The following is a 26,542-nucleotide window of genomic DNA, read 5'->3' as shown; positions in this document are numbered from 1 at the left end:
ATGCGGTTTGTGGAAGGGGGTATCGCCGTCTCGCCATTTCGGCTGCGGGCACTGGAAGCCGGCCTGCGGGCGAGCATCCCTGACGCGGGTCCGCTCGCAGCGCGGTTTGTGTATTTCATCGAGCCCCGGCGCCGCCTGACGGCGGAAGAAGACGCGATCCTGGACCGCCTGTTGTCCGAGGGCGAGGCCTGGCGCGCGCCGGACTTCGAGATCCAGCGCGAACTGGTGGTCATCCCGCGTTTCGGCACGATCAGCCCGTGGTCGTCCAAGGCCACCGAGATCGCACACCATGCCGGCCTCGAGGAGGCCGTCGTGCGGATCGAGCGCGGCATCCACTGGCAGATCGGCGGGCAGGGGGCCAAAGGCGCGGCCCTCGAGGCGCTCGGCGATGTCCTGCACGACCGGATGACCGAGACCGTGATCGAGGATCCGGCGGAGGCGGCGCGGCTGTTCCAGACCGAGACGCCGCGCTCGCTGGGCCGTGTAGAGCTGGGCGATGACCCGCGCCGGGCGCTGGAAGCCGCCAATGTCGATCTGGGTTTGGCGCTCTCGCCGGACGAGATCGAATATCTCGCGGATGGGTACGCGGCGCTCGGGCGCGCGCCCACCGACGCCGAACTGATGATGTTCGCCCAGGCGAACTCCGAACACTGCCGCCACAAGATCTTCAACGCCGCCTGGATCCTGGATGGCGAGGCGGACGAACGCACGCTGTTCGGGATGATCCGCAGTACCCACCAGAAACATCCGGAGCGTGTGCTGTCGGCCTACAGCGACAATGCCTCGGTGATCGCCGGGCATGCGGGCATCCGCCTGATGCCGGATGCGATCACTGGCGAGTATCAGCGCGAATCGCTGGATCTGCCGATCCTGATGAAGGTGGAAACCCACAACCACCCGACCGCGATCTCGCCGTTCCCGGGTGCCGCCACAGGCTCGGGCGGCGAGATCCGCGACGAGGGGGCCACCGGACAGGGCTCCAAGCCCAAGGCGGGGCTGACCGGCTTTACCGTCTCCAATCTCCAGATCCCGGAGTTGCCGCAGCCGTGGGAGCGTGACTTCGGACGTCCGCAACGGATCGAGAGCGCGCGCCAGATCATGCTGGACGGCCCGATCGGTGCTGCCGCATTCAACAACGAGTTCGGCCGCCCGGCGCTGGCCGGATACTTCCGTACCTTCGAGATGGCCCTGCCGCGCCCGGACGGGAGCGAGGCCCTGTACGGCTACCACAAGCCGATCATGCTGGCCGGCGGCCTGGGGTCGATCCGCGGCGAACATGTGCACAAGCAGGATGTGCCCCCGGGGACGCCGATTGTGGTGCTGGGCGGCCCAGCGATGCTGATCGGCCTGGGTGGCGGGGCGGCGTCGTCGATGGCCAGTGGCGCCAGTGCGGAGCAGCTTGATTTCGCCTCCGTGCAGCGTGGCAATCCGGAGATGGAACGGCGCTGTCAGGAGGTGATCGATCGCTGCACCGCGCTGGGGGTGCAGAACCCGATCCGTTCGATCCATGACGTGGGTGCGGGTGGACTGTCCAACGCCATTCCCGAGATCCTCGACGATGCCGGGCGCGGCGGCGTGATCGAGATGCGGGAGGTCCCGACCGCCGAGCCGGGCCTGTCGCCGATGGAGCTGTGGTGCAACGAGGCGCAGGAACGCTACGTGCTGGCCGTGGACGACGGCCGTCTGGAGACCTTCCGTATGCTGGCCGAGCGCGAGCGGGCGCCGTTCGCGGTGGTCGGTCGCGCCACCGAGGAAGGCCACCTGAAGGTCGAGGACCGGCTGTTCCACGAGCCGCCCGTGGACATGCCGATGGGCATGCTGCTCGGCAAGACGCCGCGCATGACGCGCGAGGACCATCGCACGGCACCGCCGGCCACCGATTTTGACGCGGGCGCTTGCCCGCTGGAAGAGGCGGTCCGCCGCGTGCTGCAGATACCTGCGGTAGCGGCCAAGCACTTCCTGATCACGATCGGTGATCGTAGCGTGGGCGGGCTGGTCGCGCGCGACCAGATGGTGGGCCCGTGGCAGGTGCCGGTGGCCGACTGCGCGGTCACGCTGACCGACTTCGAGGGCTATACCGGCGAGGCGATGGCCATGGGCGAGCGCACGCCGCTGGCGATCCTCTCCGGCCCTGCCTCGGGGCGCATGGCCATTGGCGAGGTCGTGACCAATATGGCCGCCGCCGATATCGACAGTACCGAGATGATTCGGCTGTCGGCCAACTGGATGGCCGCCGCCGGTGTCTCCGGCGAGGACGCCAACCTGTTCGATACCGTGCGCGCGGTGGCCGAGGATGTCTGCCCGGGCCTGGGTATCTCCATCCCGGTGGGCAAGGATTCGCTGTCGATGCGTACGGTCTGGGAGACCGCCGAGGGCGAGGCGCGGGACATGTACTCGCCGGTCTCGCTGATTGTCTCGGGCTTTGCCCCGGTCGCCGACGTCCGGCGCAGCGTGACGCCCGAGCTGAATCCGGGTGCGGACTCTACCCTGTGGCTCATTGACCTGGGCGAGGGGAACACCCGCATGGGTGGCTCGGCGCTGACCCAGGCCTGGGGGCATATCGGGTGCGAGACACCGGATCTGGTCGATGTGGCGCGCCTGCGCGGCTTCTTTGACGTGATCACGGGGCTACGCCGCAAGGGTTTGCTGGCCGCGTACCACGATCGGTCCGATGGCGGCCTGTTCACGACGCTTGCGGAGATGGCTTTCGCCGGTCGTTGCGGGCTGGAGGTCACGGTGCCCGACGACCACCGCGCTCAGGAGTGGTTGTTCAACGAGGAACTGGGCGCGGTCGTTCAGCTCGCCCCGGGGGCGGAGGCGGCTCTGCGTGACGGGCTGAATGCCGTCGGCTTGGGCGCACACCTGCATCGCGTTGCGACCGTGCGCGCGGATGACCGCGTGCTCGTGCGCCAGGGACCGAAGGATTTGCTGGAGACCACCCGGGCGCAGTTGCAGGGCAAGTGGCAGGCAACCTCGGCCGCGATGCAAAGGCTGCGCGACGACCCGGAGTGTGCCGACGAGGAATTTTCGCGTGTCGACAACGATGGCGGCCTGACCGCGCGCCTCGGGTTCGACCCGGCGGAGGATATCGCCGCACCCATGATCGCGACCGGTGAGCGGCCACGCGTGGCGATTCTGCGCGAGCAGGGGGTGAACGGCCAGCTGGAGATGGCGGCGGCATTCGAGCGTGCGGGGTTTCAGCCGGTGGATGTCCACATGACGGACCTGCTCTCGGGACGGAGGGCGCTGGACGAGATGCAGGGCCTCGCGGTCTGTGGCGGATTTTCCTACGGGGATGTGCTCGGCGCCGGGGGCGGCTGGGCCCAGACCATCCTGAACCACGCGGCGTTGCGCGATCAGTTTCAGGCCTTCTTCGACCGCGCCGACAGCTTTACGCTCGGGGTCTGCAATGGCTGCCAGATGCTGTCCCATCTGGCCCCGCTGATTCCCGGGGCGGATCACTGGCCGCGCTTTGTGCGTAATCGCTCGGAGCAGTTCGAGGCCCGGTTGTCACTGGTCCGGGTGGAGCCGGGCCCCTCGGTCCTGCTGGACGGTATGGGTGGATCCCTGCTGCCCGTGGTGGTCTCGCACGGGGAGGGCCGCGTGCACTATCGGGACGAGGTCCCGGTGCACGACCAGGCGGCGCTGCGCTACGTGGAGGCGGACGACACGCCGGCCACCCACTACCCGGCGAACCCCAATGGCTCCCCGGGCGGCGCCACCGGTTTCACTTCGCAGGACGGCCGTGCCACGATCATGATGCCGCACCCGGAACGGGTGTTCCGGACCGTGCAGCACAGCTGGCACCCACAGGACTGGGGTGAAGACGGCCCCTGGATGCGGTTGTTCCGTAATGCGCGTGTGTTCGTGGCCTGATCGTCTATAAGCGTCTGTACAAACCGCGCAAGCGGCGGGAACGCACCCTGCCGGTAAATCAGGAGGTCCGATGACGGCGAGCGAATGGAGCGAGTACCTGGGGGATGATCTGCGAGTGAGCAGTGCGCTCGCGGTCGGCCCATCGGAGCGCGCCTTGACGGACCCGGGGCTCGCACAGCGCCTGATCGAAAGCCTGGACCTGTTCGACGACACTCACCCGCGCTCGATCCCGCACGAGGACGAGACCGCACCCGAGATCCAGCGCCTGGAGCACAAGCTGGACCTGCTGCTGCATCTGGTGGCCGAATCGCTGCACCCGGAGCGTCCGGCACCCGTGGAGGCGACCTTGTCGCGCCACGGGATTGTATTGCCAGCGGGCACTGTACCCGAGGACTGTGATCGTCTGGAGATCTATCTCAGCCGGCTGTTGCCGCAGCCTTGCGTGCTGGGTGTCGAGAGTCCGACAACGGCTGGAGACGTACAGCTGATGCGGTGGATGGGCATGGAAGACACCCTCAGAGAGGCCCTTGGACGCTGGATTTTTCGCCTCCATCGGCGCGAGATTGCCGACAAACGACAGAAAGTTGACGCCGGTCACAACTAGCCGGATACTGAGACGCTCATCACACCTTTGTATGGGTCGGCTTTGGACCCTGCATGAGTCAACTCAGTCTACGAGCGGTGGCCGGTATGACGGATCTGAATGGACGCAGCCAGGAACTACGGATTGCTCTCACCGGTGAACCAGGCGCTGCCCGCGACACACAGGCGATTCTGTCCTGTCTCGGTTGTGAAACCGAATCCCATCAATCCCCCGAAGCCCTGATCGACCAGGGTTCCGACGCCGCAGCGGTGTGGTGGTGCGGCCCGGCCGCGGAGCTGGACCAGCGCCTGTTCGAGGGACTCAACGGGCAGACGACCGTGGTCGTGCAGCCCACCGATGGCGAGAAGGTCAGCGCCCCGGGTTCGGGTTGCGTGGTGGAGCACCCGTTGTCGATTGCCCAGGTGAGCCAGGTCTTGCAGTGGCTGCGGTACGGCCGCGAGCCCGGGCATGACGACATGCCGGGCCTGGTGGGGGTGCATCCGACGATGCTGGCGGTCAAGCGCCTGGTCGCGCAGGTGGCCCGTACCGATGCCACGGCGCTGATTCTGGGCGAAACCGGGTCCGGCAAGGAGGTCATTGCGCGGGCGATCCACGCGGCCTCCGATCGTGCGGACAAGCCCTTCGTCGCCGTCAACTGCGGCGCAATCCCGGCGGATCTTCTCGAAAGCGAGTTGTTCGGGCACGAGAAGGGGGCCTTTACGGGTGCCTTCACCGCGCGTACGGGCCGCTTCGAACTGGCCGGCGACGGGACGCTGTTCCTCGACGAGATCGGGGACATGCCGTTGCCGATGCAGGTCAAGCTGCTGCGTGTCCTGCAGGAGCGCGTGTTCGAACGCGTTGGTTCCAACAAGTCGATCTCCACCAATGCACGGATCATCGCGGCCACGCATCGCAATCTGGATGACGCGGTGACCGAGGGCAGTTTCCGTCAGGATCTGTTCTTCCGGCTCAATGTATTCCCCATCGAGCTACCCCCGCTGCGCGAGCGCGCGAGCGACATCCCGTCCCTGGTGGCTGCGCTGGAGGATCGGTTGCGAGAGCAGGGCATGACTCCGGCCCACCTGACCCCGGCCGTGATGGCGCACCTGAGCCAGCTGCCGTGGAAGGGCAACATCCGCGAACTGGCAAACCTGCTCGAGCAGTTGGCCATCATGTATCCGGACCTGCCAGTGGACCTCGGGCAGCTCCCTCCGCGGGTCCGCCCGGAGGGCATCGAAGACCTGACCATGCCGCCGCAGAGCGATGCGAATGGACAGGCCGGCAGCGCGCCGAATGGGGCATTGGGTCTGGCCCGCGAGGGGTTGCCCCCGGAAGGCGTGGACCTGCGCGGCTATCTGAATGACCTGGAGCGCGAAATGATCGTCACGGCGCTGAACGAAACCGGGCAGGTCGTCGCCCGTGCGGCGCGCCGCCTCGGTATGCGCCGCACCACCCTGGTCGAGCGTATGCGCAAGTTCGGATTGGGCAAGGCCTGAGGTTCTGCCCCTTGGCCCAGCATCGTCGGGAAGCCGTCAGGTGGGGGCCGCGTTGATACCGGAACGCCCGACGAGGATTTGACGACGCGCATCCGGACCCCTTGTTAAGTAACTGTAGTTATTTCGTTTCTTCTTTCTGGCTTGGTTCTTGCTGGTTGCCTCCTGAACTTCCGAGGAACCGGTATATGTCCAGAGCGACCATTCTCCTAGTCGATGCGGAACCCGCGCTGCGCGAGGCGGTGGTCCGCGTATTGGCCACGATCCCGCGCGTGCGGCTGGAATCTTGCCGGAGCGAGGCGCTACCGGTCGCACTGGAGACGCATCGCCCTCGTGCGGTTTTGGTGGCGCGCAGGGATGCCCCGGGCCACTGGGCTGAGTTGGGGGCGCGGATGCCGGTCGCCGCGGTCGGGCACGACGCCACGCAGGACGCCGAGATCGGGGCCTTGCGTGAAGGCTTGGCCGCGCATTTCGCCCTTCCCGAGATGGCCGAGTCTATGGCTGAATGGCTGCGTTCGGTGGCCAGGCCGTCGCCAAGCATTGTGGTTCCACGGATGGTGGCGCAGAGCGCCTCAATGCAGTTGTTGGACGCCTTTGTCTCGAGGATCGCCGCAAGCCCGGCGACGGTATTCGTCACCGGCGAGTCAGGCGTTGGCAAGGAGGTGCTGGCCCGCCAGGTGCATGCCCGCTCACCACGTGCGAACGGCCCGTTCGAGGCCGTCAACTGCGCGGCACTGCCGGAGACGATGCTGGAGGCCCTGTTGTTCGGGCATGCGAAGGGGGCGTTTACCGGGGCACTGGAGGCGCGGCCCGGGAAGTTCGCCCAGGCTCACGGCGGGACGCTGTTGCTCGACGAGGTCACGGAGATCCCGGTGAACCTGCAGGCCAAGCTGCTGCGGGTGCTGCAGGAACGCGAGGTAGAGCCACTGGGCGGCCGGCAGGCCCGCCGAGTGGATGTACGGGTGATTGCGACCTCGAACCGCGACCTGCGCGAGGCACTGGCGGAAGGGGTGCTGCGCGACGACCTCTACTACCGCCTGAATGTCTTTCCTGTCTGGATCCCGCCGCTGCGCGAGCGCCCGGAGGATATCGTGCCGCTGGCGCGCACCCTGCTGCGCCGGTTGAGCGGCAATGCCTTGACCGATCTCGATGCGTCTGCCCGGAAACGGCTGGTCGAGTACGACTGGCCGGGCAATGTGCGCGAGCTCGCCAATGTGATGGAACGTGCGGTGACGCTGCACGATGCGGCGCGCGGACCCGTTATCGGTGTCGAAGCGATCTGGCTGGACCTGGACATGCTGATGCCCTGGGGCACGCACGAGTGTCGGCCATCGGACGCTTCGGACCCGGATGACCGCGACTCGGTCGACGAGAACTCGACGCCCATGCTGGAACAGACCCTGCAGACACAGGAGAGTCGGGTGATTCTCAATGTCCTGCGCGAGTCAGGCGGGCGCCGCAAGGAGGCCGCGGAACGTCTGGGAATCAGCCCCAGAACATTGCGTTACAAGATTGCCCGGTTGCGGGAATCGGGCTTCGCGGTGCCTTCGTCGAGTCACTAGTGAGACCACTGGCACGGCCTTTGCTTCGTGCTGTTTCGACGCCAACAGGCCACATCGGGCATTGGCGCGAAGGGTAAGACACGCACACGTGGGCGTGGATGGCGAATAGGGGAGTCGAATCATGAGCGAGATGCAGATTCAGAACGTTCTGGCCCAGATGCGCCAGCTGACGCAGAGCTCGGGCGTGGAAGGGACCAATCCCGCGCAGCAGCCGGGCAAGGTCGGCGGGGCGGATTTCCAGAACGTGCTGCGCGACTCGCTGCGCGGGGTGAATGATGTTCAGCAGAGTGCGACCGATCTACAGACTCGCTTCGAGCTGGGCGACGAGAACGTCAGCCTGCCCCAGGTCATGGTGGCAATGAACAAGTCGAGCATCGCGTTCGAGGCCACGAACCAGGTACGCAACCGGCTCCTGAATGCGTATCAGGAAATCATGCGGATGCAGGTCTGATGCGCGGACCGCACGGAGAATAAGTACTCATGGCCGAGAACGCACAATCCCTGCCGACCGTAATCACGGGTGGTATCCGCGAGTTCAATGGCATGCCGGCGGGGCGTCAGCTTGCGCTTCTGGGCATGCTCGCCGGCGCGATCGTGGTGATCGTGGCGGTACTGTACTGGGCCTTCCGGCCGACGTATGTGCCGCTGTTTCCGCGCATGGAAAGCGAGGAGGCAGCGGAAGTCGTGCAGGCGCTGTCCCAGGCCGGTATTTCATACCAGGTGGATGCCACGACCGGACAAGTGAAGGTGCCCCAGGGGGATCTGGCCGAGGCGCGACTGCAGCTGGCATCGGAAGGCCTGCCGCGCTCGGGCGATGTGGGCTTCGAGCTGCTGCAGGAAGACACCGGGCTGGGTACCAGCCGTATGGTGGAGGGGGCGCGCTTTCATCGCGCGATGGAGGGCGAGCTGGCGCGCACCGTTGCGTCTCTGGACGCGGTCGAACGGGCACGCGTGCATATCGCGCAGGCCGAACAGTCGGTATTCGTGCGCGATCGCCGCCCGGCCACTGCCTCGGTGGTTGTTCATCTCCGGGGTGGTCGCTCGCTTTCCGAGTCGCAGGTGGCCGCGGTCGTGCATCTGGTGGCCTCCAGCACCTCGGAGCTCGAGGCGGAGCGGGTGACGGTGGTCGATCAGCGTGGCCGCCTGTTGACGCAGGACGGCGCCGATCGTGGCGGCATGGCCAGCAGTGACCGCCTGTCGTTCTCGCGCGAGGTCGAACAACGCTACGCCGAGCGCATCCACGATCTGCTGGCGCCGATCGTGGGTTCGGACAAGGTGCGCGTCCAGGTCAATGCCGATATCGATTTCTCGCAGGTGGAACGCACCGAGGAGCTCTACGATCCCGAGACCATCGCCCTGCGTTCGGAGCAGACGCGCGAGGACGAGCGCACCGGGATGGATGGTGGGCCGGCGGGAGTCCCCGGCGCCCTGACCAATCAGCCGCCGGAGGGCGGGGCGGTTGAGGGCGCTGAGGGTGAGGTGGCCCCGGCGCCGCTGCCGACGAGCCGCAGCGCCAACGTTACGCGTAACTACGAGGTCGATCGACGCATCAACCATATCCGCGAGGCGCCGGGCGGTATCCGCCGGGTGTCCACCGCGGTCGTGGTGGACTTCCGTGAGCAGCTGGGCGAGGACGGAGCCAGCGAGAGCGTGGCGCGCGATGCGGAGGAGCTGGAAAGGATCGAAGCGCTGGTGCGAGAAGCGGTTGGATTCTCGGAGGCCCGAGGCGATACGCTGAACGTCGTGACGGCGCCCTTTGAGGCCCCGGCGGAAGAAATGATCGAAGACGAGGTGCCGTTCTGGTCTCAGTCGTGGTTCCTCGAGATGGTCAAGATCGGCGCAGGCCTGTTGTTGGCGTTGATTCTGTTGCTCACGGTGGTTCGCCCGGCGCTCAAGCAGCTGATGGCAAGCCCGCCGCGTGATCCGCGGGCCGACCAGCAAAGGGCGCTGACGGACCAGTCGGACGAAGATAGTCCCGGTGCGCCGGCGGGCTCGCAGTCGGCCGTGGCCGCACTGACGGGCCCCAAGGGGCCCGATCAGCAGGAGATGGATCTCGAGGCGGTACGCGAGATGGTGCGCGAGGATCCGAAGCGCGTGGCGCAGGTAATGAAGACCTGGTTGGGTGATGATGGCCGTTGACAAGCAACCCAAGAAGCTCGATGGCGCGGAACGCGCCGCGGTGTTCATGATGAGTCTCGGCGAGGATGCCGCCGCCGAGGTCATGCGCCATATGGGGCCCAAAGAGGTCCAGAAGATCGGGACCGCGATGGCCTCGATGGAGCGCATCTCGCGCGCGGATGTGGACTCCGCGCTGCACGAGTTTTCCGCGCATGTGCAGGAGCAAACGGCGCTCGGCGTGGGTGCGGACGAGTACGTGCGCAGCGTGCTGGAGAACGCCCTTGGCGAGAAGGCCTCGGGCGTCATCGACCGGATCCTGCTGGGGCGCAATTCCAAGGGGATCGAGGCCCTTAAGTGGCTGGACCCGCGCGCGATCGCCGACATGCTGCGTAACGAACACCCACAGATCGTCGCGATCGTCCTGTCGCACCTGGATTCCGATCAGGCATCGGACACGCTGCAATACCTGCCTACCCGCGTGCAGACGGACGTCGTGATGCGAATCGCGACGCTGGACGGCATCCAGCCGCAGGCGCTGCAGGAGCTGGATGAAATCCTCGATCGTCAGCTTTCGGGGAATGCCGCCAGCAAGACCTCGATGCTGGGTGGGGTTCGCACGGCGGCCAACATCATGAATCTGATGGAAGGGTCGCGCGAGGCCGAGATCATGGAATCTATCAAGGAGTCCGATTCGGACCTTGGCGGGCGGATCGAAGAAGAGATGTTCGTCTTCGAGAACCTGGTGGATATCGACGATCGCGGCATCCAGACTCTGTTGCGCGAGATCTCGACAGACTCGCTGGTGCTGGCCATGAAGGGCGCCGAAGAGGAGCTCCAGGACAAGATTTTCCGTAATATGTCGAAGCGTGCGGCCGAGATGCTGCGTGAGGATCTGGAGGCCAAGGGCCCGGTCCGCGTGAGCGAGGTCGAGGCGGCGCAGAAGGAGATCCTGGCGGTGGCCCGTCGCCTCGCCGAGAACGGCGAGATCGTGCTCGGCGGGCAGGGTAGCGAGGCGATGTTGTGACATCCCGTCCCGGCGCCCAGGTGCGGGTCCATGACCCCGACGCGTCGGTTTGGGAACCGCCAGAGATTGGCGATGAAGGCCTGCGGCCGCCCCGACGACTGCCCACGGCCGCCGAGATCGAGGCGATCGAGGAACAGGCACGTCAGAATGGCTTCGAGGCCGGATACGCCGAAGGCCACGAGGTCGGGAAACAGGAGGCCGAGAAGGCCGCGCGGGCAAAGTCGGACAAGCAGCTGCGCGAGACGGTCGCCAGACTGGAGTCACTGGCGGGTGGGCTGACCGACCCGTTGGCCGAAGCAGCCGACCAGCTGGAGCCGGAGCTGCTGGCGTTGACCGTCGCCCTGGCCCGCAAAGTGCTGTCTGCCGAGCTGGAGACCCGACCGGAACTGATCGAACAGGTATTGCATCAGGCCTTGGCACAACTGCCTGGGCGGAATCAGGAAGTGCGGGTGCATGTGCACCCGGATGACCGCAACCTGCTGGAAGAGTATGTCCAGTCGCTGGATACGCGGGTGCGCTGGGTCGCGGATACGAACCTTGTTCGGGGTGGCTGCCGCGTCGAGTCGGGCGCGGCGTCTGTGGACGCCTCGCTGGAGCGCCGCCTGCAACAGGCGGTCGAGGCGGTCTGGGGCGATCTGGCTGAGCCTGCCCGTTCGACGGCGCCCGAGGATACTTCGGTATCGGGGGACGATTCATGAGCTCGCCCCTCGATACCCTGCGCAAGCGTGGTCAAGAGCAACTGACCACCGGGCTTCTGGATCGTCTGCAGCAGTCGCGTGGCCGGCTGGAGCGCGTGCAACCGCCACAGTCCGAAGGCCGCCTGTCGCGGCTGACGGGCCTGACCTTCGAGGCCGAGGGGTTGCGCCTTCCGATGGGTGGCCGGGCGCTGATCCACGGCGAGAATGGCGCGGCCGTCCCGGCCGAGGTGGTGGGGTTCCAGAACGACCGCACCTTTCTGATGCCGGAGGAGCTTGCCTCGGGCCTGACGCCCGGTGCGCGCATCGAACCACTCGATATCCAACGCGAGATCCCGGTCGGGGACGCGCTGCTCGGGCGCGTGATCGATGCCAATGGCCAGCCGCTGGATGGCAAAGGGCCCTTGCGCGCGCGTGACCACAGTCCGCTGTCGGGGCGGCCGATCAACCCGCTACAGCGGGCTCCGGTGCGGGAACCGCTGGATGTCGGGATTCGCTCGATCAACGGCCTGCTGTCGGTCGGCCGTGGGCAGCGGCTGGGCCTGTTCGCCGGGTCCGGTGTCGGGAAGAGCGTTCTGCTCGGGATGATGACACGCAACACTGATGCCGATGTGATCGTGGTCGGGCTGATCGGTGAGCGTGGGCGCGAAGTAAATGAATTTATCCACGAGATCCTGGATGAGGAGTCACGCCAGCGCACCGTGGTCGTGGCAGTGCCCGCCGACCAGTCGCCGCTGCTTCGCCAGCACGGGGCCTGGGTAGCCACCACGGTGGCGGAGTCGTTCCGCGACCGGGGGCTCAATGTACTGCTGTTGATGGATTCGCTCACGCGTTTTGCCCAGGGGGCGCGCGAGATCGCGATGGCGATTGGCGAGCCACCGGCCTCGAAGGGCTACGCCGCCTCGGTGTTCGCGCGTCTGCCGCAACTGGTGGAGCGGGCCGGCAACGGGGATGTGGGCGGTGGTTCGATCACGGCGTTCTATACGGTGCTCGCCGAGGGCGATGACCAGAACGACCCGATTGTGGATGCGGCGCGTGCGATCCTCGACGGGCACGTGGTCCTGTCGCGCGAGATCGCGGAGACCGGACGCTATCCCGCGATCGACGTGTCGGCGTCGGTCTCGCGAGTGATGAGCGCGCTGATCACGCCGGAGCACGAGCAGGCGGCCCGGCGATTCCGGGATCTCGCCTCGACCTACATGCGCAACCGCGACCTGATCGCCGTGGGCGCCTACCGCAGGGGAGCGGATCCGCATCTGGATGAAGCGGTGGCGATGCACGAGCGGCTGGAGGCCTACCTTGGGCAGGGTCGCGACGAGGCGGTCGGGTTTGATCAGGCCCGCGACGAACTGCTGGCCTTGATCGGGGGCGCCTGAAATGGATTCTCGGCGCTTGGAACGTCTTCTGCGTCTGCGACGCATCGAAGAGAGTGAAGCCACGCGTCAACTGGGGGCGCGGTTGCAGCAACTGGACGCGGTCGAGACCCAGCGGACCCAGCTGGAGGGCTATCAGCTCGAGTATCTCCGGGCGCCACTGCCCGATGACACGAATCAGCTCAAGTGGCTTTCCGGGATGCGGGATCAACTGCGGCATGCACTGGAACAGCAAGACCTTCGCGCGCAGGCCGCAGGCGCCCAGGCGGAGCAGGCACGCCAGGAGTGGCTGCTCCGCCACCGGGCGGTGATGTCCCTGGAAAAGCTCCTGGAGCGCCGCATTGCAGAACAGGAGCGGGAGGCCGATCGCCGTCGCCAGCATGAGCAGGACATGTGGGCGACACGGCAGGTGCACACGCGCACGCAGGAGACGAACAACGACTGGCAAGAATCTTGAATGAGCTGACCAGGAATGCCCATCAAAGGCGTACGAGCCGGGCAATGACTCAGAGGATCCATTGATGATCGCGACAGGCAATGCCGGCCAGGGGATGATGCCGCTGCTGCAGTTGTTGGGGGGTGGCAGTGACCTCAAGGACCTTCAGGCGCTCGAAGGCCTCGAAGGGTTGAAGGACCTGAAAACCGCAGAAGGCGAGGGTTTCCTCGATATTCTTCAGCCGCAGCTCGAGGCGCTGCTGGCCGATCTGGGCGTGGGTGAAGAGGAGCTTGAAGGGCTCGATCTGGAGGGCATGCTGGCCCGCTTGCAAGCCCTGATGGACGGAGGCGAACTGGCCGTCGAGGTGGAATCGGGCGGCAAGGATTTGCCGCTGGCCGCGCTCATGACGGCAGTGGATGATCGCCCCGGTCCGTCCGTTGCACGTATGGAGCGCGGCGAAGGCAACGGTGGCGCGCGCGAGATCAAGCCGTTGCCTGCAGCGGTCATGCGGCTGTTCCTCGAGTCCAGCCAGGGCTCGGCTGCTTCAGGCGGCGGGGCGGGCACCGAGCTGCTCGGTCCGAACAGCCGCCTTTCGCGCGAGAATGTTCTGGAGCTGCTGGCGCAATGGATGTCCCAGGGGACTGATACGCAAAGGGCGCAGGGACGCGCGGAACCTCTGGCCGGCATTCTGCCGGCGCATGTACAGGCTGCGGAAGGCAGCGAGGGTTCACGCAGCTCGTTGCGCCTGGACCTGGCTCGGCTGCTGCAGCCGGGTGGCGAGCGCGAGCTGACGGACCAGATCCGCATGCTGGCGCGTGCCCAGGGCGGCCGTACCGAGATCAAGCTGCACCCGCCGCAGCTGGGGACACTCGATGTCCGCCTGAACGTGGACGGTGATCGAGCCACCGTCCAGTTCATCAGTGCAAATCCGGTGACCCGCGAGGTTCTGGAGGCGGCGATGCCTCGGCTGCGCGAGAGTCTCGCCCAGAGCGGCCTTACGCTCGAGGATGCGACCGTGTCCGATCAGGCGGCCGAAGAGCGTGAAGGTCAGCAGGAATTGGCTGACGGGCAGCGGGCCGGGCGCGAGGCCGATGAGTCCGAGGCCGAGGAAGAGCAGGCGACGGGTAGCACCCTTTCGATCCTGAACCGCCGGCTTGACCTGTTCGCCTGAGTAAGTCCGTTTGCAAAAGACCGGGTGCGTAAACCCGCCCGGTCGTTCCCAACCTCGGTTGTTGTGCCGCCAAGATCCCGTCTTCTGCCGGGTTCGGGGCGGCTGAATCTTGACGATCCCCTTTTTAATTCCCGGCTGCACCCCTCCTGTGCTCTCCTCGTTACCGCTTAAGCGTCGGAAATCATTACATAAATTAATTTTGGCACTGCCTTTGCTATGAGTTCAGGCAATAGTCAGCGCGATCCCGTGCCGTCAACATGGACGGATTCACGAATCTCGAGGGTAGGAAATGGCGGAGAAGGAAGTCGAACTGGGTGGAGAAGGCGCCGGCAATAAGGGCAAGAAGGGGCTGCTCTGGATTGTCATTTTGCTGGTGCTCGTGTTCGCCGGGGCCGGCGCGGCGGCTGCGTGGTTTTTCTTGTCCGGCGGTGGCGAGGAAGAGACCGGTGAAGAAGGCCCGGCCGAGCGTCACTATCACGGGCTGGAGCCGATGACCGTGAACATTGATGGGCCCGGACGCATTCGCTATCTCCGGGTCGAGCTAAGCGTCGTCACCACCGACCCCGAGGTGATTGAAGCACTGGAGCGGCATATGCCGGCCGTTCGCAACGATGTGCTGGGCCTGCTTGGAGAGAAACACTACGACGACCTCAATACGCGTGACGGGAAGGAATCGCTTGCCGAGGAGCTGCGCGAGGCGATCGCCGAGATCCTTGAGGAGCGGGACGCACCACATGATGTGGAAGCGGTGCGCTTTAACGAACTGGTCATGCAGTAGGCAGAACCATGGCGCAAACGGACATCCTCAGCCAGGACGAGATCGACGCCCTCCTTCATGGGGTCGATGACGGCGATATCGAAACGGATGACCCGTTTCCGAATGACGGAGAGGCCCGCGAGTTCAACTTCGCGACGCAGGATCGGATCGTGCGTGGGCGGATGCCCACGCTGGAGATGATCAACGAGCGCTTTGCACGACACCTCCGGGTACGCCTGTTCAATATGCTGCGTCGCTCTGCGGAGCTCTCCGTGGTCGGCACTCGGGTCTCGAAGTTCTCGGAGTACATGCACTCCTTGTTCGTGCCGACCAGCCTGAACCTGGTGCGGGCGCATCCGCTGCACGGGACTGGTCTGTTCGTGTTCGACCCGAAGCTGGTGTTCATCCTGGTCGACAACTTCTTTGGTGGCGACGGTCGCTACCACACGCGCATCGAGGGACGGGATTTCACGCCGATGGAGATGCGCGTGGTCCACGGCATCCTCGAAGGCGCATTCGAGGACATGGTCAAGGCCTGGCAGCCGGTGATGGATCTGCGCTTCGAGTTCCTGAACTCGGAGGTGAACCCGCAGTTCGCCAATATCGTCTCGCCCACCGAGATCGTCGTGATCAGCGAGTTCCATATCGAGCTCGATGGTGGCGGCGGCAATCTGCATTTCACCTTGCCGTACTCGATGATCGAGCCGATCCGCGAGCAGCTGGATACCGGGCTGCAATCGGACCGGTCCGACGTGGATCAACGCTGGATGAAGGCGCTGGAAGAAGAGATTCAGGACGCGGAAGTCGAGGTGAGCTCCACCCTGACCGAGACCGAAGTGACGGTGCAGGAGCTGCTCGACATCCAGCCGGGCGACATCATCCCGATCAATCTCCCCGAGACCGTTACCTTGAGAGTCGAAGATATCCCGCTGTTTCGTGGGAAGTTTGGCGTATCCGATGGCAAGAATGCGATCCAGGTGACGGATCGCATTATCAAGCGATAGAGGGCTGCACCCATGGCAGACACCGAAGACAACAAGAAAGACGACGAGAGCCTGGCTTCCAATGAGGACAGTGACGTGACCCCGGAGGCAGCCGAAGGGGAATCCGAAGAGGACCAGGACGCCCTGGCGGACGAATGGGCCGCAGCGCTGGCCGAGCAGAAGGACACCGACGGTGAGCCGGCCGCCGATCCGGACGAGCTGTTGAATCAGGCCCAGGCCAGCAGTAGCGGAAGTGAATCGGCCGATCCCCTGATGGGAGCGGAGAAAAGGGAGCGCAAGCACAAGCCCGATCCGGAGGCCGAACCTCTGAAGCCGGAGGAACTGGCGGCGTCGGCCGGCATGTCGGCCGAGGACATTAATCTGCAGATGGTGCTGGATGTGCCGGTCACCATCTCGATGGAGATCGGTCGCAGCCGCATCCCCATTCGCAATCTGCTGCAGTTGAACCAGGGGTCGGTGGTGGAGCTCGACCGACTCGCGGGGGAGGCGTTGGATGTGCTCGTGAACGGGACGCTCATCGCGCATGGCGAGGTGGTCGTGGTCAACGAGAAGTTCGGCATACGGCTGACTGACGTGATCAGCCCCAGTGAACGCATTCGCAAGCTCAAGTAACTGATGAAACTACGATTTGCACATTGGCTGGCAGTCCTCGGACTGACCGGCACAGGGGGGCTCTGGCCTGCGATTGGCCTCGCCGAGGAGGCGAACGGCGGGATCTCGCCCGCCGCCCACCTGACGCAGATGATCGGCGGGCTGGTCATCGTGATCATCGCGATCGTCGTTCTGGGCTGGATTCTTCGCCGGACACAGGGTGGCCTGAGCCGGGGTTCGCAGACCATCGAGCTGGTGGCGGTGCGCTCGGTGGGGACGCGCGAGCGCCTGATGCTGGTCCAGGTAGGGGAGGAGCAGGTCCTGATCGGGGTCGCACCCTCGGGGATGCGGACCCTGCACACGCTGCGGGAGCCGGTCAGCGTCGAGGAGGCAACGACGCCTGACTTCTCCAGTGCGCTGCGCCGAGCCGTCTCGGGTCGGCGCGAGGCGGGAGGCGAGCGGTCGTGATGGCGGGTCGGCTCAGGTACCTGCCGCCCGCCGTTCTGGCGCTGGCGCTGTTGCTGCTTCCGGGGCTGGCCTGGGGTCAGTTCGGCGGCGAGGGGATCGAGGCGCTGACGGTGACCACCGACGGCGAGGGCGGCGAGACCTATTCCGTCACCCTGCAGATCCTGCTGCTGATGACGCTGCTGACGTTGTTGCCGGCGGCGCTGATCATGATGACGGCATTTACCCGCATCCTCGTGGTGCTGGCGATCCTGCGCCAGGGGCTGGGGACGACGCAGACCCCCTCGAACCAGATCCTCATTGGCCTGGCGTTCTTCCTCACCCTGTTCGTGATGGCACCCGTATTCGACGAGATCTACGAGAGCGCCGTGGTCCCGTACATGAACGAGGAGATGGGGACCGAAGAAGTCCTGCAGGCCGGTGTGCAGCCCCTTCGCGAATTCATGCTCGCGCACACCCGCGAGAGCGATATCCGCATGTTTGCCGAGATCAACGGCATCGACGGATTCGATGACGCTGATGACATCCCGTTGCGCCTGCTGGTGCCGGCTTTCGTAACCAGCGAACTGAAGACGGCCTTCCAGATCGGATTCCTGATCCTGATTCCGTTCCTGATTATCGACCTGGTGGTGGCTTCGGTCCTGATGTCGATGGGGATGGTCATGTTGTCGCCGCTGATCATCTCGCTGCCGTTCAAGGTGATGCTGTTCGTCCTCGTCGATGGCTGGGCGCTGATGATGAACACGCTTGCCACCAGCTTCTTCGTTTAGGGGGATACGCGATGACACCCGAAATGGTGGTTGATGTCGGGCGCGAGACGCTCACGGTCGTGGTCCTGCTGGCCGCGCCGCCGCTGCTGACGGCCCTGGCCGTGGGCCTGGCGATCGGGATGCTGCAGGCCGCGACCCAGATCCAGGAGATGACGCTGTCCTTCATCCCCAAGCTGCTGGCGATGTTTGCCGCCTTGCTGATCTCCGGACACTGGATGCTGGCGCTGATCATCGAATACACGGAGCGACTCTATGATGCCGCGCCGGGCATGGTGGGGTAGGCAGCCGTGAACCTCGCCATGGAGCAGATCCTCGTGTGGGTGGGGGCGGTCATGTGGCCGTTTGCCCGCATTGGGGCGATGCTCCTGGTGATGCCGGTGTTCGGCGGTGATCAGCTCACCGCGACGGTGCGCATCCTGTTTGCCCTGGTGCTGGCGATCTTCGTGGCCATGCAGGGGCCGGCGCTGCCAGCAGTGGACCCGATCAGCATCGAGGGCGTGGTGGTGACCGTGCACCAGATCCTGATCGGTCTGGTGATGGGCTTCATCCTGCAGATGGTCTTTTCCGCACTGACGCAGGCCGGCGAGGTGATCGCACTGTCGATGGGTCTTGGTTTCGCCTCGATCGTGGATCCGGCACAGGGCGTGCAGGTGCCGGTGGTCTCCACGATCTTCGTGATCATGGCCACGTTGATCTTCCTGGCAATGAATGGGCATCTGATCGCGCTCGAGCTGCTTCTGACCAGCTTCGAGACGCTGCCGGTCGCCCCCTCGGGGCTGGATGCCGAGGCGCTGGCGTCGCTGATCGCGTTTGGCAGTGTCATGTTCCAGGGGGCCGTGCTGGTTGCGATCCCGGCGGTGGCCTCGCTGCTGCTGGTCAACCTGTCGATGGGGGTGATTACCCGGGCCTCGCCGCAGCTGAACATCTTCGCGGTGGGCTTTCCGATGATGATCCTGATGGGCTTCATCCTGCTGATGCTGACCATGCCCGGGTTGCCGGAGCGGCTTGGGGATCTGTTGTTCGAAGGTTTTGGCCTGATGCAAGCGATGCTGGGGTTCTAGGATGGCCGAGAACGAGAGCGGACAAGAGAAAACCGAACAGCCGACTCCGAAACGCCTGCGCGAGGCGAAGGAGAAGGGTCAGGTCCCGCGTTCGCGGGAGCTGTCGACCTTCCTCGTACTGATGGCGGCCGGCGGGTTCATGACGTTCTTCGGGCCGACGATGGGCGGGCAGCTGGCCGAACAGACGGCCGGGCGCTTCGACATCGAGCGTGATCTGGCCTATGACAGCTCGCTGCTGCTGCCGTATCTGTCGGAACAGATCTTCATGACGTTGCACACGCTGCTGCCGCTTTTTGGCGTGCTGATGGTCGCGGCGGTACTGGCGCCCATCCTGATCGGCGGCGCCAACTTCTCCTGGCAGGCGGCGAAACCCAAGGCCTCCAAGCTGAACCCGCTCAAGGGTCTCAAGCGCATTTTTTCGTGGCAGGGTTTGATGGAGTTTGGCAAGACCTTCGCCAAGTTCGTGCTCATCGCGGGTGTCGCGATGTCGGTGTTGTGGGCCTTTTCGGATCGCCTGCTGATGCTCGGCTACGAGCCCCTTGAGCAAGCGATCGCGCACGCGGCGCAGCTGGCGCTGGGGACGTTCGTGGCGGTCTCGGCCGCACTGATCCTGGTGGCCGCGATCGACGCGCCGTTCCAGATGTGGAACCACCAGAAGCAGCTGCGCATGACGCGCCAGGAGCTGAAGGACGAGTACAAGGAGACCGACGGCAAGCCGGAGGTCAAGCAGAAGATCCGGCAGCTGCAGCAGGAGATGGCGCAGCGTCGGATGATGGAGGAAGTCCCGAAGGCCGACGTGGTCATCACCAACCCGACCCACTACGCGGTAGCGATTACCTACGAGGCCTCGCGCATGGCTGCGCCGAAGCTCGTGGCGAAGGGCGTGGACGAGGTCGCGGCGTCGATCCGCGCGGTCGCGGACGAACACAAAATCATTCGCGTCGAGGCACCCCGGGTGGCGCGTGCAATCTACTTCACCACGGACCTGAACCAGGAGATACCGAACGGGCTGTTCGTCGCAGTCGCGCGCATCCTCGCCTACGTCTATCAGCTGAAGCGCGCGGATGCAGACGTCGCGATGCCGGATGACCTGCCGGTGCCGGAAGACTATCTCGATCCGCAGCAGCCGCGCGGCCGTCGGAGGAACCGCTAATGGCCTTCTTCGACCGCCTGGGGACTGTCGGCAAGTGGGGCCTGGGGGCGCCGATCCTGCTGATCGCGATGCTCTCGATGATGGTGCTGCCGCTGCCGCCCATCGCCCTGGACGTCCTGTTCACCTTCAACATCGCGCTGTCGCTGGTCGTGATCATGGTCGCGGTCTACACGCCGCGGCCGCTGGAGTTCGCGGTCTTCCCGACCGTGCTGCTGGTCGCCACCTTGCTGCGCCTGGCGCTGAACGTGGCCTCCACGCGCGTGATCCTGCTGGAGGGGCATACCGGCACTGACGCCGCGGGCCAGGTCATCCAGGCCTTTGGCGATTTCGTCGTGGGCGGCAACTACACCGTCGGTCTGGTGGTGTTCGCCATCCTGATCATCATCAACTTCGTGGTGGTGACCAAGGGCGCGGGGCGTGTCTCCGAGGTCAGCGCCCGGTTCACCCTGGATTCCATGCCGGGCAAGCAGATGGCGATCGACGCCGACCTGAATGCCGGAATTCTGACCCAGGAAGAGGCGCGCAAGCGCCGCGAGGAGATCGCCAGCGAGGCGGACTTCTACGGCTCGATGGACGGTGCCTCGAAGTTCGTGCGCGGGGACGCAATCGCCGGGATTCTCATCCTGTTCGTGAACATCATTGGCGGCCTGACCATCGGCACGCTGCAGCACGGCATGTCGATGGGCGACGCCGCGACGAACTACGTGCTGCTGACCATTGGCGATGGTCTGGTCGCGCAGATCCCGTCGCTGGTGCTGTCCTCGGCCACCGCGATCATCGTGACCCGTGTCTCCAGCACCCAGGACATGGGCCAGCAGGTGTTCGGGCAGATGTTCTCGAACCCGCGCGTGCTGTACGTGGCAGGTGGCGTGATCGCCGCGCTGGGGCTGGTGCCGGGTATGCCCAATGCCGTGTTCCTGGGTCTCGCCTCGCTGGCCATTGGCTCGGCCTACCTGATGCAGCGGCGCGAGCGCGAGCAGGCCGTGGAGGTGGAGCGCGTGCCTGACGAAGCGGCGGACACCAGTCCGGAAAATCGCGATCTCACCTGGGACGACGTGCCGCCGATCGACCTCGTCTCCCTGGAAGTCGGCTATCGCTTGATCCCGCTGGTGGATCGCACTCAGGACGGTCAGCTGATGGGTCGGATCAAGGGTGTGCGCCGCAAGCTCTCCCAGGAGCTGGGGTTCCTGCTGCAACCGGTCCATATCCGCGACAACCTGGAACTGAGTCCGAATGCCTATCGCATCTCCCTGCTGGGTGTCACGGTGGCGGAGGCCGAGGTCTTCCCCGATCGCGAGCTGGCGATCAATCCGGGCGAGGTGTTCGGCACCGTTCCGGGCACGCCGACCAAGGATCCGACCTTCAATCTGGACGCCTTGTGGATCGATCCGGCGGATCGCGATCAGGCGCAGGGCGCCGGCTACACCGTGGTCGACTGTTCCACCGTGATCGCCACGCATCTGTCGCAGGTCTTCCGCGAGAACGCCCATCGCCTGATTGGTCACGAAGAGGCCCAGCATCTGCTGGACCAGCTGGCACGGCATTCGCCGAAGCTGGTCGAGAATCTGGTGCCGAAGACACTCTCGCTGTCGGTAATCCTGAAGGTGCTGCAGAACCTGCTGGCCGAGCAGGTCTCGATCCGCGACCTGCGCACGATCGCCGAAACCCTGGCAGAGGAGGGCGTGAAGAGTCAGGATCCCGGCGTTTTGACTGCGGCCGTGCGTGTCTCGCTGTCGCGCTCGATCGTGCAGGACCTAGTGGGGCCGGACGATGAGCTGCCATTGATCGCGCTCGATCCCTCGTTGGAACAGCTTTTGCATAAGTCTCTTCAGGGCAGTAATGGCGAGACCGTGGGGCTGGAACCGGGCCTGGCGGAACGCCTGCAGCGGTCGGTGTCCGAGGCGGCCCAGCGCCAGGAAGCCAGCGGGCAGCCGGCCATCCTGGTGGTGGCCCCGGAGATCCGCTCCTGGATTGCCGGGTGGCTCCGCGGAGCCGTGCGCAGCCTGGCGGTGCTGGCCTTTACCGAGATCCCCGATAACCGGCGGATCCGCGTGGTGGCCACGGTGGGCCAGGAAGACTCGGCCCGGCAGGCAACGCCCACAGGTGCCTGAGACGAACAGTAGCGATCGGATACGAGAGGGAAACACTGATCAGTGTTTTCCTTGAGCGGAGCGGGAGAACAGCGATGAATGTGAGACGGTACCGGGCACGCGACATGCGCGATGCGATGCGGCAGGTGCGTGAACAGCAGGGCGAGGATGCCGTGATCCTGTCGAGCCGCCGTGTCGATGGTTGGCTGGAGGTTGTCGCGGCGCTGGAAGATGGCGATGCGGGGGTCTCCGAGCGCGAGCAGCAGGCTGCGGTGAACGCGGTCCATGCCCCGCGTGAGGCGCCGGCATCCGACTCGCGTCCGAGCCCGGGCTCGGGCTCGGCCTGGCCCGCGGACCCCGAGCTGGCCGCGATGCGCCAGGAGCTGCGGGATCTGCGCAGCCTGCTCACCCGCCAGCACAGCGACAACGAGGCCGCACAGTGGGCGGCGCGGCATCCGCTGGCGGCGGAGTGCAAGGCGCGTCTGATGGACCGTGGGTTCAGCGAGTCACTGGCGCGCAGTCTCGCCGGGAGTATTCTCGACGACAGCACGGTGGAGCAGGCCTGGGAGAGGCTGCGCGCACGCCTTTCCGGGGCGATCGCGACCCGCCATCCGGACATCCTGGATGAAGGTGGCGTGCTGGCCCTGGTGGGGCCTACGGGGGTGGGCAAGACCACTACACTCGCACGCATTGCCTTGCGTCAAATCCGTCGTATGGGTGCGGATTCGGTTACGCTGGTCACACTGGACACCCAGCGCATTGGGGCCACGCGCCAGCTGCAGGCGTTCGCGCAGATGGCGGGCGTGTCATTGCGGGTGCTGCAGAGCCCGCGCGAGTTGCGCGACATGACCGCGCGAGCAGAGGATGGGCATCTGATTCTGGTCGACACCGCCGGGCAGGCACCTTCCGCGGTGGGCGACGAGTCGCTATTTGCCGGCTGGCCGGACCATGTCCGGCGCGAGAGCTGGCTGGTCGTCTCCGCGACCACTCAGGCGGCGGCGCTGCGAAGGGTGCTGGATGCGTTCCGGAAGACGGAGCCATCGGCGCTGGTGCTGACCAAACTCGACGAAGCCGAACAGTTGGGGGAGACGTTGTCGGTATTGCTCGATCAACACCTTGGGCTCACGTTTGTCAGCGATGGACAGCGGATTGCCGAAGACTTCCACCGGGTCGAGACGGGCGATCTGACCCGGCGGGCGCTCGGCGAAGAGCGCGGCCCCGCGCGTCGATCCTCCCGCGATGAACGATGGACCGATGCAAGCCTGGCGGAGTTCTCGAATGCCGGCCGCAATGCGCCGTCGCCGCGCCGTACTCAGGATGCGGGCGTTCTGGAGATGATCCATCCGGTGGGGAAAGGACGCTATGCCACGCACTAATCAGCCGTTGAAGGTCATTGCGGTTGCCTCCGGCAAGGGCGGCGTCGGCAAGACCAATGTGTCGGTCAACCTGTCCGTGGCGCTCGCGCGGCTGGGCCGCGAGGTCATGCTGTTTGATGCCGACCTGGGGCTGGCCAATGCCGATGTGCTGCTCGGACTGCGACCCGAGCGCACCCTGCATGACCTGGTGACCGGACAGGTGGACGACCTCCAGGATGTGCTGATCGAGGGCCCGGAGGGGATCAAGGTCATCCCGTCGGCCTCGGGGATCGCGGCGATGGCGAATCTCACGCAGCTCGAGCACAACGGTTTGATCCAGGCATTCAGCGCCTATTCCAAGCCGCTGGATGTGCTGGTGGTGGATACGGCAGCGGGCCTGCAGGAATCCGTCACGACCTTCTGTCGAGCGGTCCAGGAGACCCTGGTCGTCGTCTGCGACGAGCCGGCGTCCATCACCGATGCCTATGCCTTGATCAAGGTGCTGCATCGAGATCATGGCATGCGGCGTTTCCGGCTGGTCACGAATATGGTCCAGGACCGCGCGGGCGCCGAGCGCTTGTTGCAGAAACTCACCACGGTTTGCGACAACTACCTGCCGGAAGTCATCCTGGATCTCGCCGGTTACATCCCGATGGACGAGCATCTGCGCAAGGCCGTACAGAAACGGGCACCGGTCGTGCAGCAATATCCGGGCAGCCCGGCGGCCAAGGCCTTTACCGAACTCGCCCGTGCGGTCGACCGCTGGCCGGTGGCCCGTGGTGCCGATGGTGGTGTCGGGTTTTTCGTCGAACGGATGCTGCAGAGCGCATGATGGCGACGCGTAATCGCCTCCACGGATACGAGAACGTGGCCGCAGCCGGCCACGAGCAGCGCGTCGCGGAACATATCGAGCTGGTGCACCGCATCGCGCACCATCTGATGGCTCGCCTCCCTTCCTCGGTCCAGGTCGATGACCTGATCCAGGCCGGCATGATTGGCCTGCTGGAGGCCGCGCGGCAATTCGAGGGCGGGCAGGGCGCGACGTTTGCGACCTACGCCGGGATTCGCATCCGTGGCGCGATGATCGACGAGTTACGCCGCAGTGACTGGACCCCGAGATCGGTGCACCGCAACAGCCGCAAGATCGCCGAGGCGATCCAGACGGTCGAGGCCAGGGAGGGGCGTGCGGCGCGCGGGGTCGAGGTGGCCGAGGAACTCGAGGTCCCGATCGACGAGTACTACTCGATGCTGCAGGACCATGCCGGCGCCCATCTGTTCGCGCTGGATGATCTGGGCGGCACCGATGGTGATGCGGACCGGGTGATCGAGGGGCAGGAGGCCTCGCCCTCGCGCACGATCGAGGCCGGGGAGTTTCGCGAGGAGCTGGCCGCCGCGCTGGGCGATTTGCCCGAACGCGAACGTCTGGTGTTGTCGCTTTATTACATCGAGGAGCTCAACCTGCGCGAGATTGGCGCGGTACTCGGGGTGACCGAGTCGCGCGTCAGCCAGATCCGCAGTCAGGCCGTTATCCGACTGCGCGCGCGCCTGGGCTCCTGGCTCGAAGACGGCGAGGCTTTGCAGTTATTCTGAAGGCCAAGCTCTAGTACTCATATGAATCATTTATCCCGGAGTGACCTGTGGACAAGGGAATGAAAATTCTCATCGTGGACGACTTCTCCACGATGCGACGGATCATCAAGAACCTGTTGCGTGATCTTGGCTTCAACAACACCCAAGAGGCCGATGACGGCAGCACGGCATTGCCGATGCTCCAGAACGGCGACTTCGATTTTCTGATTACCGACTGGAACATGCCCAATATGCCGGGCATCGACCTGCTGCGGGCGGTTCGTGCCGACGAGAAGCTGAAGACGATGCCGGTGCTGATGGTGACGGCGGAGGCCAAGCGGGATCAGATCGTCGAGGCGGCCGAGGCGGGCGTGAACGGCTACGTGGTGAAGCCCTTTACTGCGGAAACCCTCAAGGAAAAGATCGACAAAATATTCGAACGCATTGAATCCCAAGGCTAGTTTGGGATTCGGTGTCGAAGTCTCCTGGTCCAGACAAATGGATGGCCGGGGGATCGATCCCGGTCATCACGTTCGGGATGGGGAGCGAGCAAGGGGCTTTGGATGACAGACCAAGAACAATCGATCAGTGAGCAGCAAATCGCTCGCGCGCGGGAGCTCGTGCAGGTTCTGGAGGCAGGGGATGAGGTGGCCGCGCGCGCGTTGATCCAGGATCTGGCGCGCCCCTACGACCGCGAACTCTTCGACGAGCTCGGAAAGCTTACGCGCGACCTGCACGAGGCCTTGCAAAGCTTCCGGGGGGATTCGCGGCTGGTCGAGTTGACCCAGGCCGAGATCCCGGATGCCCGCGAGCGTCTCAATTATGTGGTCACGATGACCGAGAAGGCCGCGCACGAGACCCTGACCGCGATCGAGACGAGTCTCCCCATTGCCGAATCGTTCAGCCAGCAGGCCGGCCAACTGACGGCGAAGTGGACCCGTTTTCGCAATCGGCAACTCTCGGTCGACGAGTTCCGGGAGTTCGCTCGTGAGCTGGACGAGTTTTTTGCTCAGGCCAACGACGATACCGAAGAGCTGCGCCGCCTGCTGTCGGAGGTTCTGATGGCGCAGAGCTACCAGGATATTACCGGGCAGGTGATCCGGCGCGTGATTCAGCTCGTGACCGACCTGGAGGAGAACCTGGTCACGCTGATTCGGCTGTCCAGCGGGCGTATGGAGACGGTCGAGGCTGCGGAGAAGACGCTGGATGACGATGCCGAGCGGCGTGAGGGCGATCGGCGTGGACACGGGCCAGCAGTGCCGAAGACTCAAGATTCCGGCCAGGATGTCGTTCAAGGACAGGACGAGGTGGACGATCTGTTGTCCAGCCTGGGCTTCTAGGTAGCCCGCTGATCCCTGAATCGGCGGCTTCCCGGCGCCCACCCCTCAACGGCAAG

General features: G+C 65.2%; 25 protein-coding genes. All 25 read left to right on the top strand.

Annotated elements, in window-relative coordinates; genetic code table 11:
• The 25 genes from purL (at position 1) to F791_RS0110250 (ending at position 26,486) form a co-directional block, all read left to right on the top strand.
• Positions 1-3,876: a phosphoribosylformylglycinamidine synthase gene (gene purL / locus F791_RS0110370; protein ID WP_019592537.1), complete on the top strand. Its 3,876-nt coding sequence runs from the start codon at positions 1-3 to the stop codon at positions 3,874-3,876.
• Between the two features lie 70 nt (positions 3,877-3,946).
• On the top strand, positions 3,947-4,480 hold the full coding sequence (locus F791_RS0110365; protein WP_018174302.1) for a PilZ domain-containing protein: 534 nt from the start codon (positions 3,947-3,949) through the stop codon (positions 4,478-4,480).
• 86 nt (positions 4,481-4,566) lie between these two features.
• Positions 4,567-5,955, top strand: a complete 1,389-nt coding sequence (locus tag F791_RS0110360) for a sigma-54-dependent Fis family transcriptional regulator (protein WP_018139218.1) — start codon at positions 4,567-4,569, stop codon at positions 5,953-5,955.
• 185 nt (positions 5,956-6,140) lie between these two features.
• Positions 6,141-7,514 carry a sigma-54-dependent Fis family transcriptional regulator gene (locus F791_RS0110355; protein WP_026333026.1) on the top strand — a complete coding sequence of 458 codons (1,374 nt, stop codon included), beginning with the start codon at positions 6,141-6,143 and terminating at the stop codon, positions 7,512-7,514.
• 121 nt (positions 7,515-7,635) lie between these two features.
• Positions 7,636-7,965, top strand: coding sequence for a flagellar hook-basal body complex protein FliE (fliE, locus tag F791_RS0110350; protein WP_018139220.1), 330 nt, complete (start codon positions 7,636-7,638; stop codon positions 7,963-7,965).
• Between the two features lie 29 nt (positions 7,966-7,994).
• Positions 7,995-9,653, top strand: coding sequence for a flagellar basal-body MS-ring/collar protein FliF (gene fliF, locus F791_RS0110345; RefSeq protein ID WP_018139221.1), 1,659 nt, complete (start codon positions 7,995-7,997; stop codon positions 9,651-9,653).
• Positions 9,640-10,656 (top strand): flagellar motor switch protein FliG, encoded by a 1,017-nt coding sequence (fliG, locus tag F791_RS0110340; protein ID WP_019592535.1) that lies wholly within the window; start codon positions 9,640-9,642, stop codon positions 10,654-10,656. The genes fliF and fliG overlap by 14 nt, the downstream gene beginning before the upstream one ends.
• The gene (locus F791_RS0110335) at positions 10,653-11,354 is read left to right on the top strand and encodes a FliH/SctL family protein (RefSeq protein ID WP_018139223.1); all 702 of its coding nucleotides are present in this window, start codon (positions 10,653-10,655) and stop codon (positions 11,352-11,354) included. Before fliG ends, F791_RS0110335 begins: the two co-directional genes overlap by 4 nt.
• Entirely contained in the window at positions 11,351-12,727 is a 1,377-nt protein-coding gene (locus F791_RS0110330; RefSeq protein ID WP_018174305.1) for a FliI/YscN family ATPase, read from the top strand. Before F791_RS0110335 ends, F791_RS0110330 begins: the two co-directional genes overlap by 4 nt.
• Before the next feature lies 1 nt (position 12,728).
• On the top strand, positions 12,729-13,181 hold the full coding sequence (locus F791_RS0110325) for a flagellar export protein FliJ (RefSeq protein WP_026296515.1): 453 nt from the start codon (positions 12,729-12,731) through the stop codon (positions 13,179-13,181).
• A 64-nt stretch (positions 13,182-13,245) separates the two neighbouring features.
• Positions 13,246-14,331 (top strand): flagellar hook-length control protein FliK, encoded by a 1,086-nt coding sequence (locus F791_RS0110320; RefSeq protein WP_018993947.1) that lies wholly within the window; start codon positions 13,246-13,248, stop codon positions 14,329-14,331.
• Between the two features lie 289 nt (positions 14,332-14,620).
• The gene (gene fliL, locus F791_RS0110315; RefSeq protein ID WP_018993946.1) at positions 14,621-15,109 is read left to right on the top strand and encodes a flagellar basal body-associated protein FliL; all 489 of its coding nucleotides are present in this window, start codon (positions 14,621-14,623) and stop codon (positions 15,107-15,109) included.
• Between the two features lie 8 nt (positions 15,110-15,117).
• Positions 15,118-16,092, top strand: coding sequence for a flagellar motor switch protein FliM (fliM, locus tag F791_RS0110310; protein ID WP_018139228.1), 975 nt, complete (start codon positions 15,118-15,120; stop codon positions 16,090-16,092).
• A 12-nt stretch (positions 16,093-16,104) separates the two neighbouring features.
• A complete protein-coding gene (gene fliN / locus F791_RS0110305; RefSeq protein ID WP_019592534.1) occupies positions 16,105-16,704 on the top strand; it encodes a flagellar motor switch protein FliN in 600 nt (199 codons plus the stop codon).
• Positions 16,705-16,707: 3 nt separating this feature from the next.
• Positions 16,708-17,151, top strand: coding sequence for a flagellar biosynthetic protein FliO (gene fliO / locus F791_RS0110300; RefSeq protein WP_019592533.1), 444 nt, complete (start codon positions 16,708-16,710; stop codon positions 17,149-17,151).
• Positions 17,151-17,918 (top strand): flagellar type III secretion system pore protein FliP, encoded by a 768-nt coding sequence (gene fliP, locus F791_RS0110295; protein WP_019592532.1) that lies wholly within the window; start codon positions 17,151-17,153, stop codon positions 17,916-17,918. The genes fliO and fliP overlap by 1 nt, the downstream gene beginning before the upstream one ends.
• A gap of 11 nt (positions 17,919-17,929) precedes the next feature.
• Positions 17,930-18,199, top strand: a complete 270-nt coding sequence (fliQ, locus tag F791_RS0110290) for a flagellar biosynthesis protein FliQ (RefSeq protein WP_012982568.1) — start codon at positions 17,930-17,932, stop codon at positions 18,197-18,199.
• A gap of 18 nt (positions 18,200-18,217) precedes the next feature.
• Positions 18,218-18,979 carry a flagellar biosynthetic protein FliR gene (fliR, locus tag F791_RS0110285; protein ID WP_018174310.1) on the top strand — a complete coding sequence of 254 codons (762 nt, stop codon included), beginning with the start codon at positions 18,218-18,220 and terminating at the stop codon, positions 18,977-18,979.
• 1 nt (position 18,980) lies between these two features.
• The gene (flhB, locus tag F791_RS0110280) at positions 18,981-20,132 is read left to right on the top strand and encodes a flagellar biosynthesis protein FlhB (protein WP_019592531.1); all 1,152 of its coding nucleotides are present in this window, start codon (positions 18,981-18,983) and stop codon (positions 20,130-20,132) included.
• Complete coding sequence (gene flhA / locus F791_RS0110275; RefSeq protein ID WP_018139233.1) at positions 20,132-22,243, top strand: flagellar biosynthesis protein FlhA; 2,112 nt, start codon at positions 20,132-20,134, stop codon at positions 22,241-22,243. The genes flhB and flhA overlap by 1 nt, the downstream gene beginning before the upstream one ends.
• Positions 22,244-22,347: 104 nt before the next feature.
• The gene (gene flhF, locus F791_RS0110270; protein WP_026333024.1) at positions 22,348-23,598 is read left to right on the top strand and encodes a flagellar biosynthesis protein FlhF; all 1,251 of its coding nucleotides are present in this window, start codon (positions 22,348-22,350) and stop codon (positions 23,596-23,598) included.
• Positions 23,585-24,409, top strand: coding sequence for a MinD/ParA family protein (locus F791_RS0110265; RefSeq protein WP_018862904.1), 825 nt, complete (start codon positions 23,585-23,587; stop codon positions 24,407-24,409). The genes flhF and F791_RS0110265 overlap by 14 nt, the downstream gene beginning before the upstream one ends.
• Positions 24,406-25,167, top strand: coding sequence for an RNA polymerase sigma factor FliA (locus tag F791_RS0110260; protein WP_018139236.1), 762 nt, complete (start codon positions 24,406-24,408; stop codon positions 25,165-25,167). Before F791_RS0110265 ends, F791_RS0110260 begins: the two co-directional genes overlap by 4 nt.
• Before the next feature lie 59 nt (positions 25,168-25,226).
• Complete coding sequence (cheY, locus tag F791_RS0110255) at positions 25,227-25,607, top strand: chemotaxis response regulator CheY (RefSeq protein ID WP_018139237.1); 381 nt, start codon at positions 25,227-25,229, stop codon at positions 25,605-25,607.
• Between the two features lie 102 nt (positions 25,608-25,709).
• Positions 25,710-26,486 carry a protein phosphatase CheZ gene (locus F791_RS0110250; protein ID WP_018139238.1) on the top strand — a complete coding sequence of 259 codons (777 nt, stop codon included), beginning with the start codon at positions 25,710-25,712 and terminating at the stop codon, positions 26,484-26,486.
• Positions 26,487-26,542: the final 56 nt, after the last annotated feature.

This window comes from Thioalkalivibrio sp. ALRh (assembly GCF_000381425.1).
Lineage (GTDB): Bacteria > Pseudomonadota > Gammaproteobacteria > Ectothiorhodospirales > Ectothiorhodospiraceae > Thioalkalivibrio.
The sequence above is the reverse complement of the archived record's forward strand: the minus strand, read 5'-3'. Positions and strand labels throughout refer to the sequence as shown.